27 protein-coding genes and 1 riboswitch are annotated in these 24111 nt (G+C 35.2%); of the genes, 10 read left to right on the forward strand and 17 right to left on the reverse strand.

Annotation, left to right across the window (positions count from 1 at the left end):
• Nucleotides 1-2: 2 nt before the first annotated feature.
• From ABH960_RS18190 to ABH960_RS18205, 4 genes are read right to left on the reverse strand one after another with little or no spacing between them, the layout of a single operon-like run.
• Nucleotides 3-944 (reverse strand): serine hydrolase domain-containing protein, encoded by a 942-nt coding sequence (locus tag ABH960_RS18190; RefSeq protein ID WP_404447278.1) that lies wholly within the window; start codon nucleotides 942-944, stop codon nucleotides 3-5.
• Between the two features lie 24 nt (nucleotides 945-968).
• Nucleotides 969-1859 (reverse strand): AraC family transcriptional regulator, encoded by an 891-nt coding sequence (locus tag ABH960_RS18195; protein WP_404447281.1) that lies wholly within the window; start codon nucleotides 1857-1859, stop codon nucleotides 969-971.
• A gap of 47 nt (nucleotides 1860-1906) precedes the next feature.
• Nucleotides 1907-2377 (reverse strand): GNAT family N-acetyltransferase, encoded by a 471-nt coding sequence (locus tag ABH960_RS18200; RefSeq protein WP_002066078.1) that lies wholly within the window; start codon nucleotides 2375-2377, stop codon nucleotides 1907-1909.
• A 17-nt stretch (nucleotides 2378-2394) separates the two neighbouring features.
• A complete protein-coding gene (locus tag ABH960_RS18205) occupies nucleotides 2395-2802 on the reverse strand; it encodes a DUF3980 domain-containing protein (protein WP_404447284.1) in 408 nt (135 codons plus the stop codon).
• 96 nt (nucleotides 2803-2898) lie between these two features.
• Here ABH960_RS18205 and ABH960_RS18210 point away from each other — a divergent pair, with 96 nt between their 5' ends.
• On the forward strand, nucleotides 2899-3366 hold the full coding sequence (locus ABH960_RS18210) for an NUDIX hydrolase (RefSeq protein ID WP_404447287.1): 468 nt from the start codon (nucleotides 2899-2901) through the stop codon (nucleotides 3364-3366).
• A gap of 18 nt (nucleotides 3367-3384) precedes the next feature.
• On the opposite strand, the gene ABH960_RS18215 is transcribed toward ABH960_RS18210, so the two are convergent.
• Nucleotides 3385-4296: a DMT family transporter gene (locus tag ABH960_RS18215; RefSeq protein ID WP_404447290.1), complete on the reverse strand. Its 912-nt coding sequence runs from the start codon at nucleotides 4294-4296 to the stop codon at nucleotides 3385-3387.
• Nucleotides 4297-4420: 124 nt separating this feature from the next.
• Here ABH960_RS18215 and pdxR point away from each other — a divergent pair, with 124 nt between their 5' ends.
• Together pdxR and ABH960_RS18225 are read left to right on the forward strand one after the other, a co-directional pair.
• Nucleotides 4421-5863: a MocR-like pyridoxine biosynthesis transcription factor PdxR gene (gene pdxR, locus ABH960_RS18220; protein WP_404447293.1), complete on the forward strand. Its 1443-nt coding sequence runs from the start codon at nucleotides 4421-4423 to the stop codon at nucleotides 5861-5863.
• 232 nt (nucleotides 5864-6095) lie between these two features.
• Entirely contained in the window at nucleotides 6096-6536 is a 441-nt protein-coding gene (locus ABH960_RS18225) for a YaiI/YqxD family protein (protein ID WP_002084774.1), read from the forward strand.
• A gap of 86 nt (nucleotides 6537-6622) precedes the next feature.
• Here ABH960_RS18225 and ABH960_RS18230 read toward each other — a convergent pair whose 3' ends face one another.
• Nucleotides 6623-6943, reverse strand: coding sequence for a DUF3892 domain-containing protein (locus ABH960_RS18230; protein WP_201031315.1), 321 nt, complete (start codon nucleotides 6941-6943; stop codon nucleotides 6623-6625).
• Nucleotides 6944-7182: 239 nt separating this feature from the next.
• Between ABH960_RS18230 and ABH960_RS18235 the strand changes: the two genes are divergently transcribed.
• On the forward strand, nucleotides 7183-8058 hold the full coding sequence (locus ABH960_RS18235) for a hypothetical protein (RefSeq protein WP_404447296.1): 876 nt from the start codon (nucleotides 7183-7185) through the stop codon (nucleotides 8056-8058).
• Between the two features lie 158 nt (nucleotides 8059-8216).
• On the opposite strand, the gene ABH960_RS18240 is transcribed toward ABH960_RS18235, so the two are convergent.
• The 6 genes from ABH960_RS18240 to ABH960_RS18265 form a co-directional block, all read right to left on the reverse strand.
• The gene (locus ABH960_RS18240; protein ID WP_404447299.1) at nucleotides 8217-9041 is read right to left on the reverse strand and encodes a DUF2785 domain-containing protein; all 825 of its coding nucleotides are present in this window, start codon (nucleotides 9039-9041) and stop codon (nucleotides 8217-8219) included.
• Between the two features lie 286 nt (nucleotides 9042-9327).
• A complete protein-coding gene (locus ABH960_RS18245; RefSeq protein ID WP_404447302.1) occupies nucleotides 9328-9870 on the reverse strand; it encodes a GrpB family protein in 543 nt (180 codons plus the stop codon).
• A gap of 43 nt (nucleotides 9871-9913) precedes the next feature.
• Nucleotides 9914-10582 (reverse strand): nucleoside/nucleotide kinase family protein, encoded by a 669-nt coding sequence (locus ABH960_RS18250; RefSeq protein WP_404447305.1) that lies wholly within the window; start codon nucleotides 10580-10582, stop codon nucleotides 9914-9916.
• Nucleotides 10583-10725: 143 nt separating this feature from the next.
• Nucleotides 10726-11469, reverse strand: a complete 744-nt coding sequence (locus tag ABH960_RS18255; RefSeq protein WP_219302922.1) for a metallophosphoesterase family protein — start codon at nucleotides 11467-11469, stop codon at nucleotides 10726-10728.
• A 13-nt stretch (nucleotides 11470-11482) separates the two neighbouring features.
• On the reverse strand, nucleotides 11483-12421 hold the full coding sequence (locus ABH960_RS18260; protein ID WP_404447308.1) for an aminoglycoside phosphotransferase family protein: 939 nt from the start codon (nucleotides 12419-12421) through the stop codon (nucleotides 11483-11485).
• Nucleotides 12422-12435: 14 nt separating this feature from the next.
• Nucleotides 12436-13233: a VOC family protein gene (locus tag ABH960_RS18265; protein WP_404447311.1), complete on the reverse strand. Its 798-nt coding sequence runs from the start codon at nucleotides 13231-13233 to the stop codon at nucleotides 12436-12438.
• A gap of 207 nt (nucleotides 13234-13440) precedes the next feature.
• On the opposite strand from ABH960_RS18265, the gene ABH960_RS18270 reads away from it, so the two are divergent.
• Nucleotides 13441-14343 carry a sulfite exporter TauE/SafE family protein gene (locus tag ABH960_RS18270; RefSeq protein ID WP_002127976.1) on the forward strand — a complete coding sequence of 301 codons (903 nt, stop codon included), beginning with the start codon at nucleotides 13441-13443 and terminating at the stop codon, nucleotides 14341-14343.
• Between the two features lie 40 nt (nucleotides 14344-14383).
• On the opposite strand, the gene ABH960_RS18275 is transcribed toward ABH960_RS18270, so the two are convergent.
• Nucleotides 14384-14833, reverse strand: coding sequence for a GNAT family N-acetyltransferase (locus ABH960_RS18275; protein WP_002127978.1), 450 nt, complete (start codon nucleotides 14831-14833; stop codon nucleotides 14384-14386).
• Between the two features lie 384 nt (nucleotides 14834-15217).
• Nucleotides 15218-15410: riboswitch (Lysine riboswitch) on the forward strand.
• A 112-nt stretch (nucleotides 15411-15522) separates the two neighbouring features.
• On the opposite strand from ABH960_RS18275, the gene ABH960_RS18280 reads away from it, so the two are divergent.
• From ABH960_RS18280 to ABH960_RS18290, 3 genes are all read left to right on the forward strand, one after another.
• Nucleotides 15523-16989, forward strand: coding sequence for an amino acid permease (locus ABH960_RS18280; protein WP_002013597.1), 1467 nt, complete (start codon nucleotides 15523-15525; stop codon nucleotides 16987-16989).
• Between the two features lie 114 nt (nucleotides 16990-17103).
• Complete coding sequence (locus ABH960_RS18285) at nucleotides 17104-17409, forward strand: iron-sulfur cluster biosynthesis family protein (protein WP_404447315.1); 306 nt, start codon at nucleotides 17104-17106, stop codon at nucleotides 17407-17409.
• Between the two features lie 33 nt (nucleotides 17410-17442).
• A complete protein-coding gene (locus ABH960_RS18290) occupies nucleotides 17443-18213 on the forward strand; it encodes a DNA alkylation repair protein (RefSeq protein ID WP_404447318.1) in 771 nt (256 codons plus the stop codon).
• Nucleotides 18214-18310: 97 nt separating this feature from the next.
• Here ABH960_RS18290 and ABH960_RS18295 read toward each other — a convergent pair whose 3' ends face one another.
• Nucleotides 18311-18802 (reverse strand): DUF2716 domain-containing protein, encoded by a 492-nt coding sequence (locus tag ABH960_RS18295; RefSeq protein WP_002165521.1) that lies wholly within the window; start codon nucleotides 18800-18802, stop codon nucleotides 18311-18313.
• A 196-nt stretch (nucleotides 18803-18998) separates the two neighbouring features.
• On the opposite strand from ABH960_RS18295, the gene ABH960_RS18300 reads away from it, so the two are divergent.
• Nucleotides 18999-19763: a class I SAM-dependent methyltransferase gene (locus tag ABH960_RS18300; RefSeq protein ID WP_404447321.1), complete on the forward strand. Its 765-nt coding sequence runs from the start codon at nucleotides 18999-19001 to the stop codon at nucleotides 19761-19763.
• Between the two features lie 82 nt (nucleotides 19764-19845).
• Here the strand turns inward: ABH960_RS18300 and ABH960_RS18305 are convergent, their stop codons facing one another.
• Nucleotides 19846-20370, reverse strand: a complete 525-nt coding sequence (locus ABH960_RS18305) for an NUDIX hydrolase (RefSeq protein WP_404447324.1) — start codon at nucleotides 20368-20370, stop codon at nucleotides 19846-19848.
• A 185-nt stretch (nucleotides 20371-20555) separates the two neighbouring features.
• Between ABH960_RS18305 and ABH960_RS18310 the strand changes: the two genes are divergently transcribed.
• Nucleotides 20556-21179 (forward strand): cephalosporin hydroxylase family protein, encoded by a 624-nt coding sequence (locus tag ABH960_RS18310; RefSeq protein WP_404447356.1) that lies wholly within the window; start codon nucleotides 20556-20558, stop codon nucleotides 21177-21179.
• 10 nt (nucleotides 21180-21189) lie between these two features.
• Here the strand turns inward: ABH960_RS18310 and lepB are convergent, their stop codons facing one another.
• Together lepB and ABH960_RS18320 are read right to left on the reverse strand one after the other, a co-directional pair.
• Nucleotides 21190-21711 (reverse strand): signal peptidase I, encoded by a 522-nt coding sequence (gene lepB / locus ABH960_RS18315; protein WP_404447327.1) that lies wholly within the window; start codon nucleotides 21709-21711, stop codon nucleotides 21190-21192.
• Nucleotides 21712-21804: 93 nt separating this feature from the next.
• Entirely contained in the window at nucleotides 21805-23979 is a 2175-nt protein-coding gene (locus ABH960_RS18320) for a peptidoglycan D,D-transpeptidase FtsI family protein (RefSeq protein ID WP_404447330.1), read from the reverse strand.
• Nucleotides 23980-24111: the final 132 nt, after the last annotated feature.

The following is a 24111-nucleotide window of genomic DNA, read 5'->3' on the forward strand; positions in this document are numbered from 1 at the left end:
TCTTAATCTTTTAAATAAGGAAGTATGCAGTCTTTAATTAACTTCCATCTATCTCCCACACTCGCCATAATTTCAGAAGAAATCACCACCACCAATTCCTTCTCCGGAATACAACAAATCATATTCCCACCATCGCCCATTGCACAGTATGAAAAGATTCCATCCTCTTCTCGTAACCACCATAAGTAACCATATTGATTTTGGTTCATTTTTGTCGATTCTTTTATCCATGATTTTGATAGTATTTGTTTTCCATTATGAATACCTTCATTCAAATACAGCTGTCCAAACTTTTCCATATCTCTAACCGTTAACGTCAGTCCCCAGCCACCCGTCGAAATACCATTTGGATCGTGAACCCATCCTTTTACATCTTTTCCGAATAAATCATCGAATCCAAATGCTTTCATATTGTAGTTTGGAATTTCTCTCATGCCGAGTGGTTGAAATAAGTACTCATTCGCAAACTCACGCGCACTTTTGCCTGTTGCGTTCGTTATAATCGCTGATAGTATATGAGCTCCTGCAGATGAGTATTTAAAAGATCCGATTTCTCCACTATCCCCCATTCTATTAAGTGTATACTGTACCCAATCCTCTTGTGTACATAGTTCTTCTAACGGTTCCTGCCAGTCTACAAAAGGATGTGGAGCCGTCATCGTAAGAAGATGTCGTACTGTTATTTCAGATGAATTAACGTTATATTCCGGGAAAAATTCTATTACTCTTTGATCAACACTTTTTATATACCCTTTATCTACACATAGTCCAATTAACGCAGAGATTATCGTTTTGGTGACCGATGCCACATGAAATGTATCATCTGGCCCGTGTCCGTTATAATATTTTTCAAAAATAACATTACCTTTCTGTACTACTAACATACCATTAATATTTTTATATTCTTTTTTTATAATCTGATCTAACTTTTCAGCAGTTTTCATTATTCCTTCTCCTTTAACCTATGATTAAAAAGGTTCGATAGGTACATATATATCAACTATATGTTTATTTTCCGGGTGCTGCTTTGGGTCATTTTTATACATTTCAAAAGGATATGAATCTCTCGGCTTATATCCGCTATTTGGAAGCCACTCACCGTATAAGAAATCCCATGCTCCTTTATATTCATCTTGGAATATTTCAAAATGACCTACCGCATACTTTCCAGAAGGTATTACCATTATTCCAATGTCGCTCGTTTCTACTGCGGACTCATTCGGAATTGTTATACATAGACTTGTTCTTAAATGATAGTCTTCTGTGAACTCATGATGATCATGGTAAATTGTTAATACCTCCGTATCCTCGAATGCATGATAGTTTTGCTCCGATGCGTAATGAAATAGTTTTTCTATCATTTTCGGAAAATCTATAGCTAAATCTTTATATGTACCTACATGTCTTATGTATGCGACGTTTACTTTGTCCGCTGTTACAATTTCGACCTCTCCTCGAACCTTCTTACACTCATTGTATTGAGAATCTTCGCTAACGTCTTTGCAATTCTTGCTATTGTGATTTCTATAGTGAGACGGACTTACTCCGTAATAACTTTTAAATGTCCGGGAAAAAACTGCTGAATCTGTGAACCCGAAGTAATACGCAATGTCTGTAATCGTCATATCTGTACGATAAGTAAGAAGGTGTGTTGCCCTCTCTAATTTCAAACGATTCACATACCGAGATAACGGCTCATCCATCATCCCTTTAAAAATTCTATGAAAATGAAATTTTGAAAAGCCTGCCACATTAGCTAAATCTTCAATTGAAAGTGAATCATTTATATGTGATTCTATATAGTCTTGCACTTTATAAACACGTCGTAAATACTCGTTTCTACTTTGAGAACTCTCCATATTTATCCCTCCTCACAACAAAAAGGCTAACTTTACGTCAGCCTACTTTACACATTTTTTAAAAATAAAACTCTACTCCCGCCGTTCCCATCATAATTTGTATGTACGGATACACCTTCTATTTCATCATCCCCAGCTTCAATTTGAAATCCGATTTCTTGATGAAATTCAATTGACTTTTTATTAACTGGTGACGTTATCGCTTTTACAACTTTACGGTTATTTGCACGGGCGACATCGAAGAAATAAGAATATAACGTCGATGCGATTCCTTTTCGTCTAAACTTCGGATTTACACCGATAAAATGAACGTACGCTTCATCTTTATGCGTCTGTGAAAAAAATCCACATAAGAAACCTAACGTTTTTCCATCTTCTTCAATGATAAAACTCGTTTCTTGAAAATGGACGAAAAACAACTTCGGCAACATACTAGCCATATCTCTTCCACCCCACCAATCATTTAATACAGAATGAATATTTACATAATCTTCCCCTTGTATGTTTCTTACTCGCATATGTTTCTCCCTCTCACTCACTTCATTTTTTCATAAATTTTAATGACTGTTTCTACTAATAGAATGAATACCCATATCCCGCAAAATACAAGAACAGACTGGAATAGAGAACCTAGCATAACAACACTTATTAAACCTAATTCTGATCCTGAAATTGACATTTCACCAAATCCCATATTATGTATAAATGGACCAGTTGAAAAAGTCATTAAAATAGATCCTATTAAATAAATAACACTCATTATTTTTAATATTTTTATAGAAAGATACGAAGTTTGTTCTTGCTCAACTTGTGATAATTCGATTTCCCCACTCGCAATTCCTTTTTGCAAACAGTCTTCACATAGAAATTCTTCTTTAATTTTTTTACCACCATGCAATGCACCTGTAATTTCTTTACAGCGCGAACACTTTCGATTTATCATGTTGTTATCACTCCACTCCTATAAGATTATACTTATATAACTCTATATTTTCCTTAATAACCCTTTTATGTATTTTATAGAGAAAGGTCGTGTTTTATGATTTCAAAACTTACATTTGGTTATAAAGAACCTACTGTTCAGTATGTATTACGGCCAAGTTGCTATGCGGTTATTTTTAACAATACTTGCTCAAAAATAGCTATCATCGAAAAAGGAGAACATTACTTTTTACCTGGTGGCGGTATGGAAGGTACGGAAACGAAAGAAGCATGTTTACAGCGGGAATTACTAGAGGAATTAGGTTGGGCGATTGAAATCGAACAGTATATCGGTAATGCAGCGCGATATTTTTATGCGGAAAAGGAAGATACATATTATTTCAATGATGGTTTCTTTTATATCGCAAATATGATACATCAGCAAATTAATAACTGTGAAGATGATCATGTTTTAAAGTGGATGTCTCCTTTACTTGCTGTAGAGCTTCTCATTCATGATCATCAAAAATGGGCCGTTGAACAAGCGCTTTTATTACGAAATAAAAAAGGATCTCCTTCTATATGAAAGAGATCCTTTTTACTGTTAGCTTACTTTTTTCAAATTGAGAGCTGGCTTTTTGATTCCGCCTTTTTTTACAACATATAAGCCGATAAAGATAATAAGTCCGCCAACTAGTTGCATCATGTTTATTTGTTCTCCAATTGTTACAGCTGCAAAGATAACTGCGAACAATGGTACGAGATACATATAAACCATTACTTTCGTTGAGCCTATTTGACTAATACCGACATACCACATTGCTAGTCCGAAGATGGTCGCAAAGATGATTGAATATGCTAGTGATCCCCAGCTTGGCATATCTACTGGCCACGTTAATGTATTTACGTTGAATAAACAGTATATAACGAGAGGTACAATTCCAATTAAAGTAGACCATGATGTGACTCTCATTGCGGAGTATTTTGTAATAAGAGGCTGCGCTAATATTGGATACCATCCCCACGCAATTGCTGCGACTAATCCAATTACATTTCCGAGCCATGCATACTCGTAAGTAGCTCCTCCCGTATGACCTGTTAATAAAACGAATGCTGCACCAATAAATGCTACTATTGAACCAATTTGTACTTTCATCGAAAAACGTTCTTGTTTGTGCAATACTGCTAATATCCCTGTAAATATAGGTGACATCGCAATTAATAATGAGGCGTTCGTTGCTGAAGTATATTTCACAGATAGCATAAACATCGTTTGGTACATTGTCGTTCCAACGATACCAACTGCTAATAATCGTAACCAATCTTTTCTTTCAATACGTAATGAGCGTTCCATAATAAATGTAATAAGTAATAATACCGGTGATGCTACTAAAAATCGTAAACTATTAAATTGAATGGATGACATAAATGCCACGCCATACTTTCCAATTGTATAATTTGCTCCCCATACTAATGCAACTGATACTAGGAGCCACTCCATTTGCCATCGTTTCATCCGAATCTCCCCTTCCCTATTTAGCATAGTAAAATTGGCTGGATATAACACCGTCCAATTGGCTGTTTTTTTACCCAGCCAATTTGTTATACTTAATGTATATAAGATTTGCGGAGGCGTTTGTATGGAATGGAAGCTAGATAACGACAGTAAAATCCCTATTTATCAGCAAGTTGTTGACTTTATTGAAAAACGTATTACATACGGAGAACTTCCTCCAGGTAGCTTCCTCCCTTCAGAACGGAAATTAGCTACGCAGTTAAATGTAAACCGAAGTACGGTAACGACTGCTTATAATGAACTACGTGCTATGGGAATTGTAGAAAGTACGACTGGTAAAGGTACACGTGTGAGTACACATATGTGGGGCGTTTCTCCAACATTAACGCCGAACTGGAGAGGTTTCGTAGAAGGTGGTACTTTCTTACCAAACTTACCGTTACTTCGCCATATTCGGGCAGAAGTACAACAAAATGAGAACATTATAGATTTCGCAAACGGAGAGCTCGGTTGTAACCTCTATCCTCACGATCAACTACAAACGATTTTACGAGAACAACCTTTAACGCATTCATTAAGTTACGATCATCCGCAAGGCTATCTCCCGCTAAGACAAGCGGTAGTAAAATATATGAAGGAATATTTAAAAGTTGAAGCGACCGAACAGTCGATTATGATTACATCCGGCGCTCAACAATCACTTCACCTTATCGTACAATGTTTATTAAACCCAGGTGATGCGGTCGCTTTCGAAAGTCCATCACACTGTTATTCATTACCGCTATTCCAATCAGCAGGTATTCGTATTTTCCCGTTACCTGTCGATGAACACGGTATTAATCCAGACGATGTGCAAGAGTTATATAGAAAGCATCGTATTAAAATGATCTTTTTAAATCCAAATTTCCAAAACCCTACGGGAACGATGCTGCATCCAAACCGTAGAAAGAAACTGCTATCACTTTGCGCAGACTTACGAATCGCGATCGTTGAAGATGACCCGTCCAGTTTACTTACGTTAGAAAATAAACAACCTTGCCCTACTTTAAAATCGATTGATGAAAACGGAACAGTCATTTATGTTCATTCCTTATCAAAAATGATTGCGCCAGGGTTACGAGTTGGCTGGCTTGTCGCTCCGCAGTCTGTCGTAGAGCGATTATCAGATGCGCGTCACCAAATGGAATTAGGAATGAGTATATTCCCGCAGTGGCTTATACAACAATTTTTCGAAACTGTACCATTTCAGTCGCATATCGTACCGTTACGAAAACAACTTGCAGAAAAAAGAGACATTATCGTTCGTGCCCTAAACGAGCAACTTCACGATAAAATCTCTTTCTCAAGCCCGACCGGTGGTATATACATATGGGGAAAATTAAACGAACCGATAAACGAAAAACAACTCATTATGCAAAGCTTAAAACAAGAAATCGCCTTTATGCCGGGTAGTATTTTCGGTGCTAAAGACGGTTATATTCGTTTATCTTACGGGAAAGTGAATATTGATCAAATTGAAAAAGGTATTTCTCGTTTGCGTGAGGCTATTTTGGTTTGTGGGAAATAACATTATGTAAAGAAGTCTCGTTTGACAAAAGCAAAATCTACCATTATTATCAACACGAACCTATTCATCCCGCATTAACGGGCAGTAAAACTCCCACCTCAAAATTCAGCTGGAACAAAGAAGTTAGGTGGGAGATCAACTGCCCGTAAACGCCCGATTGGTTCAACTAATAATCAGTGGGGGATGAACAACCCCCCCACTGATTAAAGTTTCACTTTATAGGAGTGATAAAATGAAGATTTATGTTGATGCAGATGCTTGCCCTGTAAAAGATGTGATTATTTATGAAGCTACGAATGCCGAAATTCCTGTTACCCTCGTTACTAGCTTCTCTCATTATTCTAATGCTAAGCAGCCAACAGGTGTGGAAACAATTTATGTTGATTCCGGAGCAGATGCTGCGGATTACCGAATAATGCAGTTAGCCAAAAAAGAAGATTTAATCGTAACGCAAGATTACGGTCTTGCTTCGCTTGCTTTAGCAAAAGGCTGTATCGTTCTACACCATAAAGGCTATAAGTATACGAATGAAAACATTGAACAATTGTTACAAACACGATATTTAAGTGCAATGGTTCGAAAAAGCGGCAAGCGTACAAAAGGGCCAAAACCATTTACAGCAGAAGATAAAGAGAAATTTAGAGAACTCTTTAAAAGTGTGATTACACTTTAGAAATGAACCTTCTATTTGTAGGGAAAGCTTAACAAAGAAAAGAAGAGAATATCCAAATGGACATTCTCTTCTTGAGGCTTACCCGTTTAAAAAGACGGTAAATTATCTAAGTTATTTTCCTTTATACCATCCGGTTCACTACGTATAATATCCCTACCATACTTATGAAATACGTCCACATGAGCTAACTTCCCTGATTTTGCTTCATCAAGAGCAGTAATATAATCTAACTCTCTTCCGCTACTCGTTTTAAAAGCAATTAAATCACCTTCATCATTTTTACGAACGGCAACTATTTGTTCTGCTCCTGAATCGACTTCCTGGTCCTGGACTACTTCCAATTGAGCTTGCTCTTCTCCTTGATGTAAGTATTCATTATAAACTTTTTGAAAGTCTTTTTTATCCATAAAACTCACCTCCAAAATATTTTATTAGTATGTTTGGAAGGTATTAGTTTTATGTACTTCTTCCATCAAGTTCACAAAAATACACTCCCTCAAAAAGATAACCCGAATCATAATTTTTTCAATCTAATACAAATTCATTTTAGAATCCTATAGAGTATCTCTTAATTAAAGTGTTAATATTTTCCTAGTAATATTATAATTTATTTATATCGAAAAGAAATATGAAATGGAGAATGATTATGTTGAATATAGATATTAATCGTTTAACTGATATTTGTTTAGACTATCAGCAGTCTAGATTTTATGTTACTAGAATACCTAAAGATTTCTTATCAATTGCAAATACACGTTTTTCTATACCAACAGATGACCAAATTATCGCTTTTTTAAGTTGTAATTTGTTTGGATCAGGAAAATATGGGGTTTACTTTACAAGTTCAGGTCTATACTGGAAAAATTGGCTGTTAGGTAAAGGAAATATAAAATGGGATCAATTAAATAAAGTGCAACAAATTGAAATTGATAAAGATAGTTTTTTATCTTTTAATGCACAAAAAAGCTTTAATATTAACGGAAGTGATTATCCTCCACTGTTATTTAAAGAATTACTTATAACTCTTACAAATTCATTCCAAAATTCAAAGCAAAATGATATACATCCAGTTATAAAAGTTGATGAGATAAAATCAATCTGTTCTTTGTTTGAGACGTACGATGAATTATTAGAACCTGATAATGGATTATTTGTAGACACTCATATTTCACACAAAAAATTAAAGGAAATTGGGGCACGATACATTGTTTCAAAAGAAGAAGAAATCGTTGCTTTTTTAGATACATCTGTCCTTGGTAATTTGAGTAAAGGATCCGATGGAGTATTAATTTGTCAATCAGGTATATATTTTAGAGAAACTTTTGTACACTTGTATTTTCCATGGCATGTCTTTAGGAATATCCCTATTACTTTGACTTCAAGTGAATTAGAAATCGGAAAAGGAAACATATTTCATCTTCAACATGCTAGAATGCCTAGTCAAGAGATTCTATTATTCATCAAGAATTTAAAACAGTATGTTAATAGTTTATATGAGGAAAATCCACAACTACATATTTAATACATTCGTTATTACATATAAGCTCGTGTATAGTTAAGTCTAAAATTTCAATTCAACTAAAAAAACCGATTATTTTTGTAGGGAACCTACAGGTATAATCGGTTTTTTAATCTTATTCTTTGCTTACATGCTCATTTATAATGGCATCTAGTGATTTTTTAATACCTACGCAAATCCTTCAAAGTCTCCAATATATCATCTGTAAAGGCTGTACTACCCTCTGTCTCTAAAACTCTGAAATATAAACTTCTTAAGAAAGCTCTAATATTTTGTACTAAAATATCATGCTGAGGATGTGGGATATCTTCAACAATTGCTATACTATGTAGCCAGTTGCTCCATTCTTCTTCAGTTAAAAGATTTTGGTTCCGTAACGACATAATTGGCGTTACTAATCTCTCATCCTCAAAGTGTATGTATACGTAGTCATTCATACGAACTTTTTGACGAACAGCAGCTAGTATTGCATATGAAAACTCACGATTTCGTATTGTACGTGCTAAAGCATCTAGTGCATCTGCAGCATGTGCAGTTGAGTGTGCCCAGCCTTTCCCTTCTACGTAACCCCTTACATCTTCTTCTAAATATACATATTCCAGCACTTGTTCTGCCACACTGTACAGTTGTTCTTCAGATAACAGCGGTTCTCTTTCATGAACAGATAAAATAAGTGGTGGAATTAATACGGAGAACGCACGTTTAAAAACAGAGTCTGTTCCCTTTTCACCAATTTTATAAAATAAATAGTCAGGACTAATTGCTTGTAACATTAATCCTCGTAATTCTTTTTGTCTAAATACATCATTTGTAATCCATGTGTGAAGCGTACTATAAATCAAATCATCACGTAATTCAGCATCAGGTGATCCGATATAATCTAACATCCACTGTGCATATGGATATGCGTCTACGTCTTCTGGTACAGCATAATTGTTATTTTTAATTTGTTGTAGTTCTTCTTTTAGTTCTTGTACTTCTGTCATTATATTTCCTGTCCCCTTTTAAAGATTTTTTTATATTTCCCCTTTTACCTTATCTCCCTGCAATTCATTTCATAAAATTAAGTAGATTTCTAAAATCATTTTCACTAAGTATCTATCCTTCTATGAACTTGATTCAATTATATAAATTTCTCCCGAGAAATAAAAGGAAATACATTGGAACACCAAAGCTTCTCACTTTGTTTACATGCATTTCATGTAAGTTTAGGCTATAAAATAAAGTGTTTTTTTCATTTATATTCAAACGTAGTTACAATCAAAAATTAAATCATTTTAGAACTTGTTTAATAAATTCTGTTTTAGCTTTTGTGTATGCTTCTCTATCTTGGTTAAACTTTTTTGCTAACTCTTGCTTTAGATTTGAATAATCATAAACTAATTGTGTATCTTCTCGTAAGCGGTTACGAAATAAAAGTTGTTGCTCCCATCGTTTAGTTCCTTTAACCATCAAATGCAGATGAGCTACACGCCTATTATTCTTCACTTTCACAAAGAACCTTCTCCAAGGTCTTTCATCTAATTCCGGGCCTACATAATGCCAATCATATATAGCCAATTTTGCTGAAATATCGAGCACTCTATCAAATGAGTCTGTTTCAGCCATTAGATCAATGATAGGTTTTGCAGGTAAACCAGGTATGGATGTACTTCCTATATGTATTACTTTGCTAATACCGAGAGGAGTAAGCAGTTCATAAAGTTGCCGTTCTTCACATCGGCCTTTATCTTGCCAATCAGGATTTGCATTAACTATCTCTACTGACTCATTCGCCCATACAGGCCAATCGTTCGGATTATCTTTTTTATCCACCCAGCACATCCCCTTTCACGAACTTTTTGCTATATAAACGATTTTAAATTCCTTTAAATACAACTACCGGATCATCAAAATTACTATTCTGAAATATAACATTCGCACATTCGTTCGGATTATGCTCATCTATATACATCTTACAAGCCGCATGATATCTGTTTATAAACATTTCCTCTGCTTCTTCATAACTTCCAAAAGCCTCAGTCTCGCGCTCTGCACCACGTTTTCTCGCAATCTCAAAATCTGTATCTATGAAAATTTTATAGTCAAATAGATACTCAATTTCTTTTTTCAATAAAAATGTTCCATCTACTATTAGCACCATAGTTGGCGGCGCCACTAGCGGCGTATTATGTACAGGCATGTCCGTTATTAAGTTATGAGAAATCGTTTCATACTGTAAATTCCCGTTAGGTCCTAAAGGTTTTAATAGCCTTTCTTTGAAAGTTGTATAATCGTGTGCATCTTCATAATACCCTCTTGCTGATTCTTTACCTTGTATATAGCGAATCACTCTTGGATTATGAAAATCGTCAATGCTGGCACGTGTTACTTGTACTCCCCGATTTTTCATTTCCTCTGCCAGTTCGTTTGCAAATGTTGTCTTTCCTGAAGCTGTAATACCACTCACTCCAACTCTTGTTGGATGAGTTAAATTTAACTTTAAAATATGATTAGCAATTTCTTTCATATATTGTTTTCGGAGCATGACATTCCCTCCTGCATATTGTTTACATAATATAATTGCATTAAATTAAATTTGTCGCTATTTGTTGGTAAATCGATATATTGAAAAAATCGTTGATATATTTTAAGTTATGATAGATATATTTTTATTGATTTATATTTTCCTTATTTCCCCTTAAAACCTCGATATAAAGCAGTCCGTAATTCTTGCTTGTATTCTTCAATTTCTGGCATATCAAGCTCCTCAGCTAGTCGGATGGCTAATTCAATATCATATGGTACTCGTACGAGTTGAATGGAAAAGCTCGCTGCTTCTTTTTCATTGTAAGTTCCTTCAAAAATTAAATAGGAAGCTTGTGTAATTTCAAGAGGATTTCCTACGCTACCAGCATTACATAACGTTTTCCCTCTGAAATTTTGAATGTATGCTTGATGAACGTCACCGTAGCAAACGACATCTGGTTTTCTTTCCCCTTCTATATTCTCTGTCAACTCACTATTTTCGAACATACTAACACGCTCTTCTCTTGAAGCGTGTGGTTGAATTCTTTCATACAAACTTCTCGGTGAAGCGTGGAACATACGAATGAGTTTGCCGCTCATAAAAAATTCAATTGAAAATGGTAAGCTTCTTAAATACTCATTTTGTTCTTCTGACAGTTGTTTTTGATGCCATTTTAACGCTTCAAATTCAGTCGGTTTTGTAATGAAATCATCCCAATTTCCCATTACGGTTCCTTCACATTCTTTACGAACGATTTCAATTACTTCGCTAGAATGAGGACCTTTTCCTACTAAATCTCCAAGACAAATAATACGTTCAATTCCTCTTAATTTAATATCTTTCAGTACAGATTCTAATGCCGGAATATTACCATGTATATCTGAAATTACCGCAATTTTATCCAAATGAATCCCTCCGTTATTTATTGTTTATTATATCCGCATGTTGTGATTGATACCATTTTGGAATATAAGATGAAAAATGATTATGATCTTCTATAATTCGGTTCAATCTCTCTTTCATATCATCTACTAAGTGTGGCGTGCTTCGGTTTGTCCATACGATATCCGCTGGGAATGTCATCGCTGCATATAATGAATACAGTTTCCAAAAATGGATTGACGGTTCACCTCCGCAATAACCGTAAACTTGTCCAACCGCAAATGGTTTGCTTATTCTTGTAGTAAAAATCGCTACGTTATAAAAATCGTGTATTGGATCGCCAAAATCATATCCACCAAAATCGATAACGATAAATTCATTATTATGAATCATACTATTTGCTGGATGGAAGTCATCGTGTAAAAATGTGATAGGCCGATTTTTCAATAAGTCTTTATGATTTTCTACAAAGGTTAATACTGGCTTCATATCGAGAAAGTCTACCTCTAAGTCTGCTAATGCTTTCAAGTATCTCTCGTACTTGTTCCACCGAAACGTTTCCCACGAATCAATGACATTCTCTTTTTCTATTGCATGAATTCTCTTTAAAACTTCTCCAGCTCTTTTCCCCGCAGCATACTGCTCTTTCACCGATAACTTACCTAAACTCTCTTCTCCATTTACACCTTGGACCCATTCAAATACTTGAACACATTTATTTAATTCCTCAAGTTTTATGAAATGAATTAACTTCGGCGTTGGAATATGTAATAACTTCAATTGTTTCATATACATATATTCTTCTTGTTTTCGTTCATAATTAGAAGAATCACACACTTTTACAAAATAAGTTTCTCGATTCTCTAGGTCAATTTTATACTTCTCTTCATGTGAAAAACCTTTTGTAATAGCTGTACATTTTACAATACGTGACCACTCTAGTTTTCTTTCTATCTCTCTTAACATTTCTTCCACAAAACTCACCTCTATTAATATACGAACAAACTACCTAACACTTCATACTCTCGTTTATTTTCCCCTTTAAACTCCACTGCAAATGGATATTCGCCATGATGCTTCAAACGTTCTAGTACTAGCCCTTCTCCAACTGGTTCACAAAACTGCACATGAACATCACCAAACGATACACTTTGACACTCAGCATTCCATTCTTCATTTTGTATGATTGAATTTGCAGTTAGCTCCATTACTTCTTTCCATTTCCGCACTGTTTTTCGAACATTTTTCACCGTATAATGAATCGTTTCAATTTCTTGTACTTTATTTTTATGTTCAGTGATCGTCCCTATTTTACGTAAATCGTTTCTTCTTTCTTCATCCGTTTCATTCCACTGTATAAAGAATGGTAATTTCGGTCCATTCTCTTCTTGCTTTACAAATAACATTTTCCATTCTAAAAGCCGGCCATCTTTTCTCATCCTTTTCCCTTCAAATGGTCCTATCGTATGTAAGCCGTGCTTACTAAATTTAACTGCTAGTTCTTCAATTGCATCTGTTCGAATTGCGATTTGTAGCATCCCTTCTCCATTTTTTAATTTCACCACTGTTTCTTGTACTAATGGATTTTCTGCTTCTTTCGCTTTTTCTTCATGCTGAACTGCTAAAAATTCTATATATGATAAATCAAAATAACATAAACTATTCCAAGTACCCCAAGTCGTATGCTCACCGCCTAATGCAGTATGAAATCCATGCTCCTGCATTTGTTTTGTTGCTTCCTCCGGTGTACAATGCACTGCGTGAACGAGATGATCAAATGCTAACATAGTCTTTCTCCCCTTTCTCTCCATCCTTTTATTGTATATTTTATTTTTCTTTCGTTCAATTCAAAAAACTTTAAAACCCAGTTGTTTTATACGATTAATGTGTATTATAATAAAACAAATTTAATTATTGCTGATTGGAAAAACCAAAGGCACTTTTCTCATACGGGAAAAGTGTCTTTTTCATTTATTATTACAGGGGGATTATTTATGCAGAAATTAATTGTCTTTGCTATTATTGGATTTTTCGCTCAATTGATTGATGGCGCACTTGGTATGGCGTACGGGGTAACGTCTACCTCACTATTATTAATGTTTGGTATCGCACCAGCTGTAGCTTCCGCATCAGTTCATTTAGCTGAAGTCGTTACAACCGCCGCTTCTGGTGCATCTCATATCAAATTTGGAAACGTTGATAAATATACAGTTTCCAGACTTACATTACCAGGAGCAATTGGCGCATTTATTGGGGCATGTTTTTTAAGCAATTTACCTGGTGATGTAATTAAACCGTACATTTCCATATTTTTATTTACTTTAGGGGTTTATATTTTATTACGATTCATCATTCAAAAACAAATTGTTTCTTCAAATAAGCGTATGTCTGCTAAACAACTTGTACCACTTGGCTTATTCGCTGGATTCGTCGATTCAACTGGCGGCGGTGGTTGGGGGCCGATTACGACACCTGTTCTTCTTGCAAGAGGAAATGAAGCTAGAAAAGTTATTGGATCTGTAGATACGAGTGAATTTCCTGTTTCACTCGCTGCAACGATTGGCTTTTTCATTTCACTTGGCTGGGAACAAGTAAGCTGGGTTTGGGTATTTGCCCTCATGCTTGGTGGTATTGTTGCCGCACCAATCGCCGCATGGTTAGTACGCATCGTTCCTTCTCATTTACTTGGCGTACTCGTTGGCGGACTTATTATCTTTACGAATATACGTACACTGCTTACTACATTTAAAGTAGATCCAACTATTATTTCACTTTCTTACGTTGCAGTTGGTCTTGTCGTTATTATATCTATTTTTATTGCTGTTCGTAATCATTCCAATCGTTCTAACGTATCGACAGCCGGCTATCCGAAAGATCAAAAACAAATGCTACCATAATTAATAATAATACCGCCCGATTTACTTCGAGCGGTATTTTTTATTTTTCTATTTTCCAATTGACCATCGTTTCAGTACTATTTACTCTTTTCATATGTAATTTCTCTAAGACACGAATAGAGCTATAATTATCAAGGAGTGTCTCCGCTATAATCGTTTCCACTTCCCCTGTTTGAAAAGCCCATTTCATTAATTCACTAACCGCTTCTGTTGCATACCCTTTATTCCAATATTTCTCAATAAATCCGTAACCAATTTCTACCGTATGTTGCTCATTCGGTTTCCCTTTAAATCCTATATCACCTAGAACAACATCATCCTCTTTCCGAATAACATACCACGGTCCCCACGGTAATGAAGCCGCATCTCGTTTCATATTTTCTATATGTCCTACAATATGCGGACCACTATTGTATCCTTGATTATCCGCAATTTGAATCCATTCTTCTGTACACGGTACTATATATAATCTTTCCGTTTCTAATTTCATAATGATATCCCCTTTTCAATTAAACAATACCTCAATTTTATCAGAAATAAAAAGAATATTCATTCTATTTATCGAATTTATACTTATTCTTTGAAACGAATTTAAGGAATAATCCCCTTCTGATACTTATGTCGAATTATATTTTCTGAATTTTCTTTTAATTTTAAAGGGTTTTTCAATATTTTTTGCGAAACATTTGTATAACAATTTTTTCTTTGCTTATTGCTACATAATAGTAGGTTCGGGTGGAGTTTTGCAAGCGTTTCCTATACAATAACCGATATTTTTTGACTTTTCCTAACAAAATTCCTTGCAATATATTCAGAAAGTCATTACAATTGCCATATATTAAATATCTTAGCAATATATAAATCCTCATCAATCCGATGAGGTAGAGGTTGCGACTTTTAAAAGTAAAATGGACGAGACACAGCGAATGTCACTGACTCCGTTTGAAAGGAAAAGTTGCCGAAGTTTATATTTCTTCTCTGGAAATATGAGCTGGGGCTGTCTCCGAAAGGAACAGAACTGTCACGTTTACAAAATTACCGTGTAAACGTGGTGTGCTATCTTAACGGAAGGGTATGATGGGGTGGTTATTTGTGAAACGTTCCGCCTAATTCCTTTGGCGGTTTTTTGTATTTTTCTCCCCCGCTCCTTCCTAACCTACAAGAAAAGGAGTGTTGAACATGAATAGCGCAACAAATCAATCTACCTCTAAAACGCAAACTACACAAGGACAAGGTGAATTAAAACGCGGATTAAAATCTCGTCACCTTACGATGATTTCTCTCGGTGGTACAATCGGTACCGGATTATTTCTTGCCAGTGGTGGTGTTATCCATTCAGCTGGTCCTGGCGGTGCATTAGTCGCATATGCCGCAATTGGAATTATGGTTTATTTTTTAATGACAAGCTTAGCAGAACTCGCGGCTTACATGCCTGTTACTGGATCTTTTAGTACTTATGCAACAAAATTTGTTGATCCATCACTTGGTTTTGCACTTGGATGGAACTATTGGTATAACTGGGCGATTACGATTGCAGCTGAACTAGCGGCCGTAACATTAATTATGAAATTTTGGTTCCCAGATACCCCTTCTCTTATTTGGAGTGGACTTTGTTTAGCTATTATTTTTCTCTTAAACTATTTATCTGTTAAAGGTTTTGGTGAATCTGAATATTGGTTCGCACTTATTAAAGTAGTTACTATTATTATCTTTTTAATTGTCGGTTTTATGATGATTTTTGGAATTATGGGCGGCGAATCTGTTGGCTTTAAAAACTTCACTGTTGCAGATGCACCATTTAATGGCGGCATCATGGCAATTATCGGTGTATTTATGGCTGCTGGTTTCTCATTCCAAGGAACTGAATTATTAGGAGTAGCTGCTGGTGAAACTGCTGATCCAGAACGCAATATTCCGAAAGCAATTCGTTCTATCTTTTGGCGCATTTTATTATTCTATATTTTAGCAATTCTCGTTATCGGTTTATTAATTCCTTATACGACTGAAAGCCTTGCAGCAAGTGATGTTACAGTAAGTCCATTTACACTTGTATTTGAAAAAGCGGGCGTTGCCTTCGCTGCTTCTGTTATGAACGCTGTTATTTTAACTGCAGTACTTTCTGCTGGTAACTCTGGAATGTATGCATCAACTCGTATGCTTTGGGATTTAGCTCGCCAAGGAAAAGCACCAAAGTTCTTAGGGAAATTAGATAGCCGCGGTGTACCTGTTAACGCATTAATCGCAACATCAGTAGTTGGTAGCGTCGCTTTCATCGCTTCTTTATTCGGTGACGGTGTTGTATACATTTGGTTATTAAATGCTTCAGGGATGTCAGGATTTATTGCTTGGGTAGGGATTGCTATTAGTCATTACCGTTTCCGTAAAGCCTATATTGCACAAGGGAAAGATTTGAAAGATTTACCATATCAAGCGAAATGGTTCCCGTTCGGTCCAATCTTTGCATTTACACTTTGTGTTATTGTTATTTTAGGTCAAAACTACGGAGCATTTACAGGAGCATCTATCGACTGGAACGGTGTACTCGTTTCTTACATCGGTTTACCACTCTTCTTAGTACTATGGTTAGGTTATAAATTTACTAAGAAAACGAAAGTCATTCCACTTGATAAATGTGAACTGAAATAAAGTAAAACGAGCAAACAAAATTGTTTGCTCGTTTTTTTAATGCAATGCTTCTCCCTTCCCTATTTCTCCTGTTTTTGCAATAATAGAGGAAATATAAATAAAGGTTGGGATTACATGAACATTCGTATTACTGATGAAGCAAAAGCAGCTATACATAGACTAGTACGTGAAGACAAAAAGATCATTCGCATTAGAGGAACTATGACAAACTCTTGCAGTATTTTCGTTGATGTCGATTTAATTTGGGATACATATAATGCGGATGATGTTGTATATGAAGATGCGGAGCTTATCTTACAAATGGATTCATTCACGACAGATTACACTGGTGATACGGTGAAACTTGATTATAAGACGACAGGTTTTAGTATTACGACTCCTAGTGAGACTCTAGTTTATGGCTTGTCGGTTAAAAAATAAAAATTGTTTTTATTTGACCACTGAGGTGAAAAAATGGGTAAATACGTTCCATTAAAATTTTTATTTAACGAAGAATTAGCAGAAAAAATGGCTGATTCTATTTCTAAACATGATCCTAATTTCTCTAAAAAAAGCTTTGTAGATTCTGTAACATGTAAAGTTGAAAATTTAGAGTTAAAACAACGTGTAGAAGTAATAGCAGATGAATTACACAATGCATTACAAAAAGATTTTAATGAAGCAATACATATATTACTGAAAACATTGGGACCAGAAAATACTACAGAAGTAGGCACATTTACAAAAGGTTATATGTATATGCCTATCGCAAAATACGTTGAAAAATATGGACTTAACGATTTTGAATCCTCCTTCAATGCAATGTATGAAATAACAAAAAGAAATACTGCTGAATATGCCATTCGTCCTTATCTTGAAAAATACCATGAAGAAACCTTGAACATATTGCAACAGTGGTTACGTGACGAAAACAGCCACATCAGGAGATTAGTTTCAGAAGGTACTAGGCCAAGACTTCCTTGGGCAAAAAAAATAGGAGCTTTGAAAGGTGACTTCAGAAATAATTTAAAGCTTCTTGAGCCATTAATGAATGACCCTTCTAATTATGTTCAAAAATCTGTAGCCAATCACATTAATGATATTACGAAAGAAGATAAAGAACTCGTTTTTCGATGGTTGCGAGAATTACTCGATAAAAACCATCCTGTTAATCCTTGGATTATGAAACATGGATTAAGAACGGTGATAAAAAATGGCACTTTACCAAAAGATTTTTGTTTTTAAGTATTTGTAAAGAAAGCAACAATCTATATGAAAACAGCTAATAATAAAAACGTTTATACTTCATTTGGAAGTATAAACGTTTTTTCTCTTTTAAAAATTAACCCTGCCTTAAAATCTTATGAAACATTTCCGGTTTATGTTGATCAAAAGCATCTATTAATTCTTTTCCAAATATCGTTATACTCTCCTCCCACGGATGCCCTAAATACCCCCACTTAAAGTCCTTCTGAATAAAGAAATAGTAATCTCCAGTTGGAAAAATCGGGATTGTCCACTCATCAAATTCATTTCTATCGAACTTTAAATGTGAATTTACCCAGTAACATTCATGTTGCCAATCAAGTGCCATTATATATTCATTCGATACTGTATTCTCTTTAAAAACTAGTAATGCTTTTTCTTCCAGATCGTCATATACATTTAAATCTACCGATTCTCCAAAGTAATGAGAAATATCATATGTTATAAAAGGACTTGGCACCTTAAATGATGGGAATATAGACATACTTGGTGAAAACTCAAAATCACTATATACCCTATCCCATATTCGGTCGTACTCTTTGTCTGTAAACTCAATCCAATTCTTCATTAAATATCTACCTTCCCTTTATAGTTCAAAGGATTTTCACTCGATTATCCCGAATATATAAATAATTATTCTCGCAAGGAGCGAATTTGTATGAATCTATTCGAACACGAAACGTAAAACCTCTTCATCTTTACAAGAGGTCCTCCATTTCTCTGTTCTTACTATATCATTCATTAACGAAATAGGAGGACATATTATGAAACGTGATCCATTATTTTCAGCACTATTAGAAAGTGCAAAGACTAACTTTAGCGGCTGGGATTTTTCTTTCATTTCAGAAACTGGCCGTATGAATAGCGAGCCCCTATCATGGTCATACGGTAGCACTGCTTTCCAACTTATGCAACGTGCAAAATCAATGCTAGATATGGGGACTGGTGGCGGAGAGTTTTTATCTATGTTACAACCGTTCCCGTCAACTATTTATGCGACTGAGGGCTATGCTCCGAATGTCCCAATTGCACGAAAGAAATTAGAACCTTTAGGAGTTATAGTCGTAGAAGTGACTGATGATACTGCTTTACCATTTCAAGATGGTCAGTTTGATTTAATTGTGAATCAACATGAATCCTATTCTGCTTCTGAAGTGAAAAGAAGTCTTTCCACCAATGGAACATTTCTTACACAACAAGTCGGTGGTCTTGATTGTACGGAACTGAATGAGCAGTTTGGCACACCGCTGAATAGCGAATTTTCAAGTTGGTCACTCGAAACGGCATGTAGTGAATTGAGAAAAAGCGGATTTACAATTTTAGAAGCGAAGGAAGAGTTCCCTCTTCAGCGTTTTTATGATGTCGGTTCTGTTGTCTATTACTTGCAAGCAATTCCGTGGCAAATTCCTGAATTTACAGTAGACAGCTATACCGAGGAATTGTATCGCATACATGAAATCATCTTGCAAAAAGGATATTTCGATGTGAAGCAACACCGCTTTATTATTAAAGCAAATTATGAAGAGTAAAATTTGAATTAGCATTCCCTACAAAAAAGCCAAGTCCCAATAAAGGACTTGGCTTTTTCTTATTATTTTAACGCATCTTATCCTATTGAGAAATGAGATGTTTTTCATATCGTTTTTTCGTATCATCTTCTGTCAAAAGTGTAGTTGTGTAATCAATAATATTCCGGTTATCATATGTGAATGTATGCTCTAAATTGTTTTCTTCTTTTAATACTCTTGGTAAATATCTTTGCAAATTGCTAACTACACCTCTATTATCACCATCTAATATCCAATCAATTGACTTCCATTCTAATATACCTTCATCTGTGCTTACTGGCGTATCAATATGTACTCCATCTGGTAAATCAGTAAGGAATACATACATTCCCTCTCTATCCTGAGGCTCGTCTTTGACTTTAAAAATAACATTCCCTTTATACGTTGCACTATGAAGCTCTATACCCGTTTCCTCAAACGTTTCTCTAATTATTCCTTCATATGGCGTTTCATTATCCTCGATTTTCCCTCCAACGCCATTCCACATTCCCATTGTTGGCTTTTTGTTTCTATTTAACAGGAGTATGTTATCCCCTTTTCTAATGAAGCATATTGTGTACTTATACATATCGTCATTTCCTTTCTTTTACATCCTCTTCTGTAAGCAATTCATTTTCTACATGAGGAATTCTTATCATTTTCACGTAAAAACACTCTCCTTGTCATTGCTCCTCACATAATATACAGTACAACTTTCATACGTAAACACTTTACGTCCAACGAAAGAATCCTTTTGAGAAAGGAGAATTCAACATCGATAACATAGGAAATGAATTTTTAAAATGCTTTTATGATAGCAATGTATGGCCAAACGGTACAAACTGGCTCGGTGTCCCCATTTGCAAACTTCCCTCTGACCTTTTCTTATATCAAGAAATTATTTACGACTTACAACCGGATTTAATTATTGAATGCGGGACTTTCCATGGTGGTAGCGCACTTTATTTAGCTTCTATTCTAGATTTAATAGGAAAAGGTCACGTTCTTACTATTGATATAACGCCGCAACTAAATCGCCCATCACATAATCGGATTACGTATTTAACAGCTTCTTCTGTTTCTGTAAGTGCTGTCCAAACTATTTTAAGTATGCGAAAACCTGACGATGTTATTTTAGTTATTTTAGATTCCGATCATAGTAAAGAACATGTATTAAAAGAACTGCAATTATATAAATCAATTGTAACTACTGGTAGCTACATGATCGTCGAGGATACATGTATTAACGGAAATCCTATTCTTCCTGATTGGGGCCCTGGTCCGATGGAAGCTGTGGAAGAATTTTTAACAAAAAATAATAATTTCATAGTAGATGAGACAAAGCATAAATTTTTCATATCATTTAATCCGAATGGTTTTTTGAAGAAAATAAAATAACTAGACTAAACTAGTCTAGTATTTTCATTTTCGAAAAAGGATAGTACACAAATTCCACTTTTCCTATTATATTATCTTCTTCAATATATCCTAAACCATTTCGACTATCCTTACTTTGTTCACGATTGTCTCCCATTACAAATAACTTATTTGGCGGAATCTTTGTCTTTTGAAAATTATAAAACACTTGTGTATTGTTATATAAATCTTTATTTATATAAGGTTCATCTTGCTTTTTGTCATTTACGTATACAGTTCCATTCGTTATGTTAATTACGTCACCAGGAAGCCCTATTACGCGTTTCACATAATATTTCGACTCATCCTCTTCCTTAATAATGACGATTTCTCCGTGCTGTAAGCTAGAAAAATGTACCGCAGCTTTATTTACAAATACGTAGTCTTCTTCATGTAAAGTTGGCTGCATTGATTTTCCTTCCACCTTACATAAAGTGAAAGACTGGTACGTTACTACTAGGACAAATATAAATAGTATGTACTTTCCCCAACCTCTCTTACTCTCCTCTTTCATATCCATTCCCACCTTATTAAAACACTTTTCAGCTCAAAAATATATCACTGCACCTGTTCATTTGCGCAGTGATATACTACAATTTGAAGTTTTTTACTGTACCTTATCCGGCTGTTGTGCTACTGGGACTGGACTTGCACCCGATCTCTGCGTTTTTAAGTCAAAATATGCATCCAAAACCTCTTTACCAATTGCAGAATTAATACCTGATTTATCATTATTTACCCATGGCACAACAACAGAAAAAGCAACTTCCGGATCAGCATCATATGGCGCATACCCGGCGAGAGTTAAATTATAACATTTTTTTCGATAGTTGTTTTCATCTCTTCCAATATCACTTTCTCCACCGTACACTGTCTCTGCTGTTCCTGTTTTCCCAGCTGGTTTATAAGGTAATCCTTTAAAAGTTCCAGCACCGGTCCCATCTACCTCTTGGAAAACTCTTCTAAACCCTTCTTTCACATGATTTATATATGAAAGATCCATATCCACTCGATTTAACACGACTGGTTCCATCGATTGCATAACTTTCCCGACTTCCTCTGGTCTATTCGGTTGCTCTCTAATTTCTTGTACAATTTGTGGTTTCATTCGGTAACCGCCATTTGCAATCGTTGACATATATTGCGCAAGCTGCAGCGGCGTATATGTATCATATTGCCCAATCGCATAATCAAGTAAAAAACCAGGTATATTATCGGTTCTACCCATTTGACCAATCGATTCATTTGGAAGGTCAATACCGGTTGGTACACCTAAACCAAATTGTCTAAAGTAATAACGCATTTTATTAAACGCTTCTTGTTTAATATCTAGTGGATTATTTGGTACATAATCAATCCCCGCAATCTTTAACGCCGTATTAAACATGTAGACATTGGATGAAACTTGCAATGCTCTTAAATCATCAATATCTCCAAAGTCTTTCCACGATTTCTTCGGCTTCGAACTTCCTTTAAAGTACATTGGTGCATCAAAGAAATGCGTATATGGCTTAATCGCTTCTGTTTGATATCCCGCTAATACCGTAGCTCCTTTCACCGTTGATCCTAACTCGTAAGAACTTATCATCGTTCCTAAAGCGTAGTCTTCTATTTGCATCCCGCCATCTTTATTTACAATTTTCTTTCCTGCTAATGATAGAATTTGACCATTTTTCGGATTCATCATAACGACGAATGCACGATCCATCATCGGTTCAGAAGAATGAAATGCCCTTAAATTCCTTTCAAGACTTTCCTCCACTTTTTTCTGCAAATCCATATCAACTGTTAGCATTAAATTATTTCCACTTTTTCCTTTTGTCACTTTTTCAGTCCGAATAATATTTCCAGCTTTATCAGTAATATTTTTAGACTGTTCTTTCGTTCCATGTAACACATCTTCGTATTGTTTTTCGATGTAACTCTTACCAATACGATCATTTCTGTTATAATCTCGTACTAAATAATAGTCTAATTGCTCCCTTGGTAATCCCTCATTTTCACTAGAAACACTACCAAGTACAGAACGTAGTATTTTGTCATTTGGATATTCGCGCTCCCAATCCACAGTCGTATCTACGCCTGGCAAGCTCGATAATCTTTCACTCACTACTGCATATTCATTTTGACTTACATCTTTTTTGACGATTTGTGGCGTCATTTTATATCCCGCATTCATTTTGCTTTTAATTGCTAGTACTTCTATATCCTCTTTCGAAAGCTCGTTTAATTCTTCTTGTGTAATTCTTTCTCGTCTCAATTCTTCTACTTTCTTATCTAAGTCTTTCCCTTCTATTTCCTGTTTCCTAAATTTACTCTCATCTTCTTTCGTTACTTTTGTTGCTGCACGTTTTTCGTTTAACTGCATCCAAAAGTCTTTTTTATCTGTCTCTGTTAACTTGTCCATATCTTCTTGCGGCATTTCAATTAGCTGCGCTAAATTTCTTGCCACTATTAAAACCTCTTTTGAGTCCACTCCTTTCATCTTCGTATATGTAACAGTTCGTAACGGTTTATTATTTACAATAACTTTCCCTTCCCGGTCAAACATCTTCCCTCTCGGAACTGGAGTACTCACCGTTACATCTTCCTTTTTATTCACTTCATTTCGATACGTTTCTCCGTCAATGATTTGTACTTTACCTAATTGAATAATAATAGCTGAAAATAAAAGAAAAACGATAAAAAATAGTACATTTAACCGAAACGGAATATGAGTATTTTTCTTTTTCGACTGTTTCTGTTTCTCCTTTTTCTGTCTCATTTTGCTCCCTCGCTTCATTCTATTAACATTTCTGCGCAAAAATCATTATGTATTAAATTTATTTATATGCTATATATAGAATTTTATATTAATTACAAAAGAAATAAAAGATTTAATTTTCAGTTTTTGATTTTCTCATCCTATTTATTA

Source organism: Bacillus sp. RC252, from assembly GCF_044909215.1.
Classification (GTDB): Bacteria; Bacillota; Bacilli; order Bacillales; family Bacillaceae_G; genus Bacillus_A; species Bacillus_A mycoides.